This is a genomic window from Okeania sp. SIO1H4 (genome assembly GCF_010672695.1).
Taxonomy (GTDB): domain Bacteria; phylum Cyanobacteriota; class Cyanobacteriia; order Cyanobacteriales; family Microcoleaceae; genus Okeania; species Okeania hirsuta.
Window position 1 is genome coordinate 32608 of record NZ_JAAHGB010000059.1, and the last position, 10289, is coordinate 42896.

General features: G+C 37.3%; 7 protein-coding genes and 1 pseudogene. 5 read left to right on the forward strand and 3 right to left on the reverse strand.

Features of this window, described 5'->3' with window-relative positions; translation table 11 throughout:
• Nucleotides 1-74 precede the first annotated feature (74 nt).
• A complete protein-coding gene (locus F6K06_RS26390; protein ID WP_124147374.1) occupies nt 75-1472 on the reverse strand; it encodes a DUF2157 domain-containing protein in 1398 nt (465 codons plus the stop codon).
• 418 nt (nt 1473-1890) lie between these two features.
• On the opposite strand from F6K06_RS26390, the gene F6K06_RS26395 reads away from it, so the two are divergent.
• From F6K06_RS26395 to F6K06_RS26405, 3 genes are all read left to right on the forward strand, one after another.
• Nucleotides 1891-2295 carry a VOC family protein gene (locus F6K06_RS26395; protein WP_124147373.1) on the forward strand — a complete coding sequence of 135 codons (405 nt, stop codon included), beginning with the start codon at nt 1891-1893 and terminating at the stop codon, nt 2293-2295.
• A gap of 498 nt (nt 2296-2793) precedes the next feature.
• On the forward strand, nt 2794-4053 hold the full coding sequence (gene rodA / locus F6K06_RS26400) for a rod shape-determining protein RodA (RefSeq protein WP_124147372.1): 1260 nt from the start codon (nt 2794-2796) through the stop codon (nt 4051-4053).
• A 792-nt stretch (nt 4054-4845) separates the two neighbouring features.
• Nucleotides 4846-7347: an endonuclease MutS2 gene (locus tag F6K06_RS26405; RefSeq protein WP_287243649.1), complete on the forward strand. Its 2502-nt coding sequence runs from the start codon at nt 4846-4848 to the stop codon at nt 7345-7347.
• A 433-nt stretch (nt 7348-7780) separates the two neighbouring features.
• Here the strand turns inward: F6K06_RS26405 and F6K06_RS26410 are convergent, their stop codons facing one another.
• The gene (locus F6K06_RS26410) at nt 7781-7930 is read right to left on the reverse strand and encodes a transposase family protein (protein ID WP_161564508.1); all 150 of its coding nucleotides are present in this window, start codon (nt 7928-7930) and stop codon (nt 7781-7783) included.
• 77 nt (nt 7931-8007) lie between these two features.
• Nucleotides 8008-8265 carry a transposase family protein gene (locus F6K06_RS26415; protein WP_287243647.1) on the reverse strand — a complete coding sequence of 86 codons (258 nt, stop codon included), beginning with the start codon at nt 8263-8265 and terminating at the stop codon, nt 8008-8010.
• Between the two features lie 731 nt (nt 8266-8996).
• On the opposite strand from F6K06_RS26415, the pseudogene F6K06_RS26430 reads away from it, so the two are divergent.
• Together F6K06_RS26430 and F6K06_RS26435 are read left to right on the forward strand one after the other, a co-directional pair.
• Nucleotides 8997-9125, forward strand: a pseudogene (locus tag F6K06_RS26430) (transposase family protein); the annotation flags it as partial.
• A 100-nt stretch (nt 9126-9225) separates the two neighbouring features.
• The gene (locus tag F6K06_RS26435; protein WP_240038805.1) at nt 9226-9441 is read left to right on the forward strand and encodes a hypothetical protein; all 216 of its coding nucleotides are present in this window, start codon (nt 9226-9228) and stop codon (nt 9439-9441) included.
• Nucleotides 9442-10289 lie beyond the last annotated feature (848 nt).

Sequence of the window (10289 nt, forward strand, 5' to 3'; positions counted from 1 at the left end):
CTAACACCTACTACCTAACACCTACTACCTAACACCTACTACCTAATTTTGTATAACCTCAAATAAAATTGGTATTAATTCTTAGATAATAAATGACGTTCAAACCATAAACCAGCAGCTATAACTCCTACACCACATAAAATAAATACAAAAGATTTAAGTAATAATTCGGTATTATACTCAAAAGTGCGACAGAGAATTTGTAAAGTTAGTAATACCAAACCACCCCAAAAACCTCCTCTAATTCCTCGCATCAATCCAATTCTAATTAAACCTGCTGCTAAGAGAAACATTTCTATATTTATGATAAAAGTTGCTATTTCTGGAATTTCATTGATACTCAAATGCCAGAAACATAATATTGTAGTTACAACAATGAAACCTAAAATCACACTACTGACTGAATCTAATTGCCAACGATGAGAATTTGTTCTATCAGTTTGTGCTAAATTAAACCATTCCCAAACAGAAAAACCTATAAAGATTAGAACTTCAATTAAAGTCAACCAACTAAACTGTAATGATGTATTTCCATCGCTCAAATCTTTAGTTAAAACATAATTCCAAATTCTCCGAAAAGATAAATATAAAAATCCAATACTCAAATACCAAATAGCTAAACTTCTTGCTAATTGTTGAAAAAATCGACTATCTATTTTAGGCAAAATAGTATCGTCATACCCCCATAATAAAGCTGGAGGTAAAGTCAAAGCGATCGCTCCCAAAAAACTATTATTTGATAAGTAAAAAATTTGCCACAAACTAATTTCTAGAGCTAGTAATAATATTGATGTAGCGAGAAAAAAAATAATCTTGGAACTGCACCAATAAGCTAGTGGAATTAGCAACAATACTGCCACCAAAGCCATATATTTGATAATTGCCTTTAACCAGGAAAATTCCACAGAATCAAATATAGTTGATAAACCCATTAAATAGCCTAATCCTATTAACAGGATAGCCATAATTCCCAGACTTTCCAGTTGTAAACTATAAGCCATTACCAAAACTCCCAATCCCCAAACAATGTATAATCCGTAGGGAGAACCACCGATATGAAACATTTGAGCCATAAAGGCTATATTTGCCCCTAAAATTAAGGCTCCAAATATTAACAGTCCGTGACCTAATCTTTGTTTTTTACTGGTAGTATTTGGTAGATTATTGGGCTGTCGCCAGAGATAAAAACCGCAGGTATTAACTAAGATAAATAGAGTTAATAATAGAAGTGTTTTTACTCCTCGCGACCACTGTTGCCAGTTAGCAGAAACAAAAGTGATAATACCTAATCCTAAAAGAATACCACCTAGAGAAATTAAGATAGTAATAAAACGAGCGCTGGCGGTTTCCTCCAAAGCATCAAACTGGTATCTTTCTGATAGTTGTTGATAAAAGCGATCGCTAATTAATTCCTCTGTTTGCCATAGTTTTGCTTCTTTGCGGAGCTGGCGACGAAACTTTTCTGTAATCATTTTATTTCTAAATTAAAGAATAATATCATGTCTGGATAATTAATATCAAGTCAGAGACCATTGGTATAATTAAGGTTTGCTGATTAAATCTAAAAGCACTGACATATAAAAGATTCAGCCTTTAAAGGAGCGAAAAAAAGTGCCTGGTATCACGTTGAAAACCCTCAAAAACTTAGCATAAAAGGCAGGAGGGATAGCAGAAAAATCAAGGAACAAATATATCCGACTATCTCCTAATTAATTCCTCGTTTCTCCTAACTACTCTCTGCTCCCCCACTCCCCTACTCCTGAAAAAGACTTTTTCAGCAAACCCTAATTAGGAGTCATGCGATCGCCTCATCTGGATACAGGAAAAAGCAAAACAAACAAATAGCGCGTAATATAATTCAAAATAGAAAAATTTTAATAGTAGTTGACTATGAAGCTGAAAAGATTAGGCCATGTAGCTATCTGCGTGCAAGACGTTGACAAAGCAGTAGAGTTCTATCAAAATTTGGGAATGGAAATAGCCTGGAAAGATGCTGACTGGGCATACCTAAAAGCTGGTGATGATGGACTAGCACTTTTGAGTCCTGGATATGAGCAAGCAGGGCCACATTTTGGGTTTGTGTTTAGCGATCGCTCAGAAATGGAAACCGCCTACGAACAGCTCAAAGTCCAAAATATCCAAGTCTCCCCTGTCCATGAACATCGAGATGGCACAGCTTCCTTTTACGGTAGAGATTTAGATGGTAACTGGTTTGAATACCTATACGAACCGGAAGCCATAGTTATTGAAAAAGGTAGAAGGCAGAAGGCAGAAGGCAGAAGGGAAAATTCCTGATGAATTACAAACCCTAAAAAATTTTAAACATCCCCGTTGACGGTGGGGTATTAAACCCACAAAATAAAAGATAATTAGAGGCCGATTTCACCGCCTTGGTGAATAGTATCTTAAGTGGGGGAGTAGGGAAGTTTCATGCAACGTCCGTACAGGGATAAGAAAAAATCAAAATAATTAATATTAGACTCTTTCTACTCCCTGCTCACCGTCAGGAGCATCACTGGACTGGGCATTTTCAACCTGCCTCTAAAGTTTACCGAAAAACATATAAATTTTATAGCAGTCGCCATTACTCTATTTGACATATCAAAAGCTTTAAACTCAGACAATGCTAGCTTTTCCCAACTTTAGTCCTCCCAGATAACTAAAGTCTCCTTCCTTCTTCCTTCTTCCTTCTGCTACATCAAAAAAAATTTTAATTGATGCAGAGATCCTACTTAAATATATGTATTAACTATCAGGAGTATTCTAAAGTCTAAAATATCTACATATTAAAATATGACCCAGAAATTAGTATTAAGAAATCGCCGAAAATGGCCTCTCTTGCAATGGCGCAATATGGACTGGTCTCTAATGCTGGTCTATATAGCAATGACCACTTTTGGTGGAGTAATGATCCAAAGTGTCGAACGAAACCAGGGATTAACAGATTGGTGGCAACACTGGCTCACTGGAGGAGTAGGCTTAATCTTGGCCTTAATTATTGCTCGTTGTCGTTATGAAGTTTTAATGAACTGGAAATGGGTAATTTATATTTTAACCAATCTTTCTTTGGGAGCTGTACAACTCATTGGTACTTCAGCTCTGGGGGCACAAAGATGGATTAATGTTGGTGGTTTCCACGTTCAACCCTCAGAATTTGCCAAGGTAGGAATAATTATTACCTTAGCAGCAATACTTTCGTCTCAGACCAGGGTAAGGCTATTAGGCTTTTTTAAAGTTTTGATGATTACAGCCGTACCATGGTTTTTAGTATTTATAGAACCCAACCTCGGCACATCTTTAATATTTGGTGCAATTACTATGGGGATGTTGTATTGGGGAAATGTTAATCCTGGTTGGTTAATATTACTTGTCTCTCCTATTTTTTCAGCCATTCTTTATACTATCTATTTCCCTGCTTGGCTTGCATGGATCGCTTTGATGGCCTTAATCGCATGGCGGACTTTACCTTGGAAATGGCTATGGACACCTATAGTTACCGGGATTAATGTTGTCTCTGGAAATATTGGGCAAATATTATGGAATTTGCTCAAAGATTATCAAAAAGACCGACTAACAGGATTTCTGAATCCAGAACAAGACCCTCTGGGCACGGGATATCACCTAATTCAATCTCGTATTGCTATTGGTTCTGGACAGATGTTTGGTAGGGGGCTATATCAAGGTACTCAAACTCAACTACATTTTATCCCAGAACAGCATACAGATTTTATTTTCTCAGCTATTGGCGAAGAGTTGGGTTTTGTTGGTTGTATTCTGGTACTTTTAGCTTTTTGGTTTATTTGTCTGCGGTTGGTTATTATTGCTCAGACTGCTAAGGATGATTTTGGTTCTCTGATTGCCATTGGAGTATTATCAATGTTAGTATTCCAGGTTTTTGTGAATATTGGGATGAATATTGGTTTGGCTCCTGTGACTGGTATCCCACTACCGTTACTTAGTTATGGGCGATCGGCTTTGTTGAGTAATTTTATTGCCCTGGGGTTAGTGGAGTCAGTGGCTAATTACAGTGCTAAATCTAGGCAAGGTTTTTGACAATAGGCAACAGGCAACAGGCAACAGACAACAGACAACAGACAACAGACAACAGGCAACAGGCAACAGGCAACAGCTCATCTGGGACAGAGCTATTTCATTTTTGATAATCACCTGGGTAGGGGAGTAGGGGAGCTTATACCATTTCAATTAAATAATGTCACAAATAGGTAGATATTTTAAGTACTTAAAATATCACTTCTAACTTTTGACTTTTGAATGTATGACTTTAAATGGGGAATAGGGGAGCTGATACTATTTCAATTAAATAATTTCACAGATAGGTAGAGGTTTTAAGTACTTAAAATATCACTTCTAACTTTTGAATGCATGACTTTTGAATGTATGACTTTAAATGGGGAATAGGGGAGCTGATACTATTTCAATTAAATAATTTCACAGATAGGTAGAGGTTTTAAGTACTTAAAATATCACTTCTAACTTTTGAATGCATGACTTTTGACTTTAAATGGGGAGTAGGAGAGCTGATACCATTTCAATTAACTAATTTCACAGAGAGGTAGAGGTTTTAAGTACTTAAAATATCACTTCTAACTTTTGAATGCATGACTTTTGAATGTATGACTTTAAATGGGGAGTAGGAGAGCTGATACCATTTCAATTAAATAATTTCACAGATAGGTAGAGGTTTTAAGTACTCAAAATATCACTTCTAACTTCTAACTTCTAACTTTTGAATGCATGACTTTTGACTTTTGACTTCAAATATTTTGCAGTAATTGTAGTATAATATAATTCAGAGTACATAATACTTTTATATATTATTAAGCTTTGATTCAATCCGAGACTTTAGAATTACTGGAATGGCCTCGCTTATGTCAACACTTGGCCACTTTTACAGCAACGAAATTGGGTGCGATATTGCTCCACAATTCTAGGACTTTTAATATCGGCGATCGCCAAAACACGACTAATTATTTACCAATTCCGTCAACAAAAGCGGAAACTATACAACTATTAGCTGAAACTAAGGAAGCTTATATATTAGAAACTCGTCTTCCACAGGGTTTGTCATTTGATGGTATTGAAGACTTTGGAGATTCCCTGGAAAGAGCAGAACTAGGTGGTATACTTTCTGGAAGTGAACTTTTAGCTATTGCGACAACTTTAGCTGGCGCTCGTAAGTTACGTCGGACAATTGACAATTATGAGTCGGAATATGAGTTGTCAGTTTTACCAGAATTAGTAGCTGAGTTACGCACTTATCCAGAACTAGAACAGGAAATTCACCGCTGTATAGATGACCGGGGAGATGTTACAGACAGGGCAAGTCCCAAACTAGCGGGTATTCGAGAAAAAATGCACCATTTACGCGATCGCATTGATGGGATACTTCGAGGCATTTTACAACGGAAAGCTAGTGCTATTCAACAACCAATTATTACTCAAAGGAGCGATCGCTTTGTAATTCCTGTCAAAGCACCTCAAAAAGATGCCGTACCTGGTATTGTTCATGATACATCTACAACAGGCTCTACATTATACATTGAACCCAATGGAGTTGTCAACCTCAATAACCAAATACGACAACTACAGCGTCAGGCCCAAAGAGAAGAGGAAGCGATTCGGCAAGCATTAACAGAACAAGTGGCAGAAGTCAAGGAAGACTTAGAGCAGTTACTGATAATTGCTACTACAATTGACCTCGCTACAGCTCGCGCTCGTTATAGTTTATGGTTAGGAGCAAACCCACCTCAATTTACTGAACCAGATTCTGATCGCCCCGTGAATATCCGTCAATTGCGACATCCGTTGTTAGTTTGGCAACAGCAATACGAAGAAGGAAATGATGTGGTACCTATTGATGTTACGGTGAAATCTCCAGTCAAAGTCGTGGCAATTACGGGTCCGAACACTGGCGGTAAAACTGTTACTCTGAAGACCTTGGGGTTAGCTGCACTGATGGCAAAAATAGGATTATTTATACCTGCAAATGAACCTGTGGAGTTGCCGTGGTTTGAACAAATCTTGGCTGATATTGGTGATGAGCAATCATTAGAACAAAGTTTATCTACTTTTTCTGGTCATGTTCGACGCATTATTAGGATTTTAGAAGCAATAGATGAGGATGAAAATCCAGAAAATTCTGGTTTATCTTCTACCCTGGTTTTATTAGATGAAATTGGTGCTGGTACAGACCCCACTGAAGGTAGTGCTTTAGCGACTTCTATTTTGCAATATTTGGCAGACCATGTACTATTAACAGTGGCAACTACCCACTTTGGAGAACTTAAAGCTCTCAAATATGACGATGAAAGGTTTGAAAATGCTTCTGTAGAATTTGATATCAATTCTCTACAACCTACATACCGCTTGCTGTGGGGAATTCCAGGTCGTTCTAATGCTATGACTATTGCTGGCAAGTTGGGTTTAAAACAGGAGATTATTTATAGAGCGCAAGATTATGTGGGAGGAAATTCTGAAGATGTGAATCAGGTGATTGCAGGTTTGGAAGCACAAAGACAGCAACAGGAAACAAAGGCAAAAGAAGCTTCTGAGTTACTACAAGAAACTGAATCTTTACATCGGGAAGTTTCTAGAAAAGCTGCTGCGCTGAAAGATCGAGAAAGAGATTTACAGTTGTCGCAACAGTTGGCGGTACAGGAAAAAATTGCTGAGGCAAAAGCAGAAATTGCTACGGTAATTCGGAATTTACAGCAAGGCCCGTTAACTGCTCGAAATGCTCAGAAAGCGACTAAAGCTATTAATGAAATTTCTGAGAAATATTTGCCTTCTCGTACTCTCCCTGTCAAGAAACCGAATTTTATGCCTAAAGAGGGCGATCGTATTCGGATTCCCAAAATTGGGCAGACAGCAGAAGTTTTGAGCGCTCCTAATGAGAATGATGAGTTAACTGTTAAATTTGGAATTATGAAAATGACAGTTAGTTTGGCAGAAGTGGAATCTCTTGATGGTGAAAAAGCAGAGCTTTCTAAAAAGAGTAAAAATGTAGAGGCACAAAAGAGTAAGAAGTCAGAAAGTAAGTCTAAGGAAACTCCAGCAGAGATTACTTCTAGTGGTTTAGCTGTTCGTACTTCTCAAAATAGTATTGATATTCGTGGAAGTCGGGTGGCAGATGCTCAAATTGAGGTAGATAGGGCACTTTCTCGGGCGATCGAGTATGGTTTGTTGTGGATTATTCATGGTAAAGGTACTGGTAAATTGAGACAGGGTATCCATGAGTTTTTGCAGGATCATCCGTTGGTAGAGCGTTATGAATTAGCGCCGAGAAATGACGGCGGTAGTGGGGTAACTATTGCTCATTTAGTGTAGTGCGACTCATTAGTGTAAAATTTTGGTCTACCTGAGTCCAAAGACCCTCAGAAGTTGATAACAAGCATGAAAAGTAGATAGGAGGAGCAGGGAATAGTTCTTAAATTGTTTAGGGGAGCCATATAGAAACCATTTGGGTTCTTTTTAACTCATGGCTAGTCTTTTAAGCATTAGCCTTACAAAACAAAGATTAATTTTGGTGTTAGCATGCTCAAAAAAGATTAATTCAAGCAGGTGAAGGAAGAAAAAAGGCTTTAACCAAGGAATAATAAATCACTTAAATATTAGACTTGTCGCGAAATAAAACCTTAAAGTGAAATGGAAAATCCTGGCTTTTCACTGATTAAACTATGCTGCCATCAGGTAAAAATTCCAGAGTCCAGCCGCAGTGAACATGAAGCGATCGTCGCGCATCTTTGATGTGATTTCGATATCATCCTCTAGCTGCATTATATCTGTTTACCCCAGATATTGTCTGTTCACTTTTGACGCGGTCGCTACTTTTTTCTTGATTGAGATGTTTTTGTTGGTCAGTTAATTCCTGAGATCGAGGTTTTTTGGTGGGTCGGCTTGATGTTGACAAATTCCTTCTGTCATCCCTGGAAACCCAAATCTACATGAATTTTCACTTCATCAGGTACAAAATCTACCAATTTTTCTTCATCTAACTGCCGAATGCCCATCAACTTTTCCCTCTCTTGCTTTCGAGCGGACGAGGACTCTTTGATCAAGGTCAGTCATGACCAGATGTTGACTCCTATGGCACTTTTTTTTACCTGAGTAATGATTTTTCTGCTTTTGGTGGTCTTTTAGACCCTGGATTGGCCTTTCTGTACCATCGATCATCACCTCTGTGGCAGATGGAAACCTGGTAATCAATTCTTCAATGCTCTGTAACTTACGTTTTGGCAAGGCCATTTTCTGCCCTAAAGCACTCTAAGCGCAATGGCTGTAGTCTTAACATCCATCCGGTGTGCTCTGCTGCGGTGCAAGTCAAACAATACTCCTGCCACATCAAAGGTAGGGTAGCACTTAAAGTAGAACCAGATCAAAAATCACTTGTATGAAGCTTGTAGCAATGGCGCTTTTCTTCCTCCTCCCAGAGGTCGGAGTCTTGATTTTTGGCAAAAGAGCGTTCGCGGAGCGTGGCGGAGCGCCGTATCGCTTCCAATTCAAGTTGGACACAAAAAGCTTGTAATAATTCATCGAATGCCTTACGGTTTAGTCCAGTCAATGCCCGCACTGAGGCGGTCTTCTTTTAGCACCCGATTGATATCTAACATTGTCCCATTTCAAACACCCTACTAACTCTATACTTTACCTTATAAAGCGACAAGTCTAATATTTTATTGGCATCATATACCAATTTTTAAACATGAGGAATAAACTTTGGTATAAGTGAATAAAGTGCTAATAATATTTTTCATTACTGGATAGATATTCTCAGAGAATTACTACCAGTAAGTTGATTAGAACAAGTAAAAAAAAAGAAAATGAATTATAATGGGTCAAGGAAATATTAACAGAATTAGAATTACAGCACTTTTGAGGATAGTGAGGTACAGCTATAAGACTATTTATTTCTATATTCCCTGTTGCCTGTTGCCTAGAGCAATAAAACTTTGTACCTCATCAACTAGAAAACTGCTGTAATTGTAGATAGTAAAGAACAAAGTAGAGAAAGACCAGGTGAATATAAAAAAACAGAAAAATATTACTCAGGAAAAAAGAAAAATCATACTTTTAAAAATCAAATAATAACGACACCAAAAGCGAGTGCTTAATTCGCCGTCGCACGGCGAATGTAAGAAGCACTCAAGACAGGAAAAGAAATAGTAGATGTAATAGTAGGATAAAAAAGTCCAGTAAGTGATGTAAATGTATTCAGAAAACAACGAATGGGAGTTTGATAAAAAACAAAAATTTCAAGGAGATAAAGCTGATGAAAGAGTAGAGAGAACAACTACACCAAAAAAGAAACCAATAAAAAAAGAAATGCTACCAGAAATCAAAGAAGAAAATCAAGAAAAAGCCAAAAAGATAATATTTGTAGAACACGATCTGAAGATTAATCAAAATCTTTGGAGTTGCTAGAGAAAGATTCAGATTAAAAGATAATAATTATCAAAAAGTAATCTTAACAATATGTGGTTTAGTTAGACTAAGGATTGGCTCATTTATATTAGTATAAATTTTGAAAAAATGAGATAAGAAATAAGAAAGACAGTACAAGAAATATTTATATTCGTAACACGAAGTATCTCTAAGACCCATAAAACCGTACAACTTAACTATCTTGATGAGTGGCGATAACCTCCGGTTAAGCGTACGCTATCGCTCGACTAAAGATAGTTAGGATCAGCGTTTGAGTATTTTTGGAGATGTCTATTGTCAAGTAGAATAATAATTTTGGGAATATTCACTGGTTTAGATTTGAAGTAATCAATATTATTCAACAACATTTCAATTAATCCTTGATCGTCAGAAATTCTGATCGAAAAAATATTGATATCTTGCCATCCTAAAATCTATAAACCTCCAATAAATCGGACATTTCTGCGTGTGTTATATCATATCCGGATAATTAGTGGTCAAAAAACTTTCTCCTTCTCTTCTCCTTTCTTCCCTCCTGACTGCTGACTCCTGACTTCTGACTCCTCCGTCATTTATTTATAACTGTTCAACCGGACATGATATTACATTAAGATTTACTTAGTTAATAGACCCAAAATAGGTGTCTAGTGAACTGTACATTAACTATTAGACAGCTCACTGTACAGTTAAATTAACTATCGAAAAGTGTTATTATCAAGAATAGACTTGTCGCTTTATAAGGTAAAGTAAAGTTAATAGGGTGTTTGAGATGGGACAATGTTAGATCTGAATCGGGTGCTAAAAGAAGACCGCCTCAGTGCGGGCATTGACTGGACTAAACCGTAAGG

What these genes read in the sequence shown, in the direction of transcription:
- F6K06_RS26415 (WP_287243647.1), bottom strand. Translation starts at nt 8,265, where the DNA reads ATGGCCTTGCCAAAACGTAAGTTACAGAGCATTGAAGAATTGATTACC.
- rodA (WP_124147372.1), top strand. Translation starts at nt 2,794, where the DNA reads ATGACCCAGAAATTAGTATTAAGAAATCGCCGAAAATGGCCTCTCTTG.
- F6K06_RS26390 (WP_124147374.1), bottom strand. Translation starts at nt 1,472, where the DNA reads ATGATTACAGAAAAGTTTCGTCGCCAGCTCCGCAAAGAAGCAAAACTA.
- F6K06_RS26395 (WP_124147373.1), top strand. Translation starts at nt 1,891, where the DNA reads ATGAAGCTGAAAAGATTAGGCCATGTAGCTATCTGCGTGCAAGACGTT.
- F6K06_RS26435 (WP_240038805.1), top strand. Translation starts at nt 9,226, where the DNA reads ATGTATTCAGAAAACAACGAATGGGAGTTTGATAAAAAACAAAAATTT.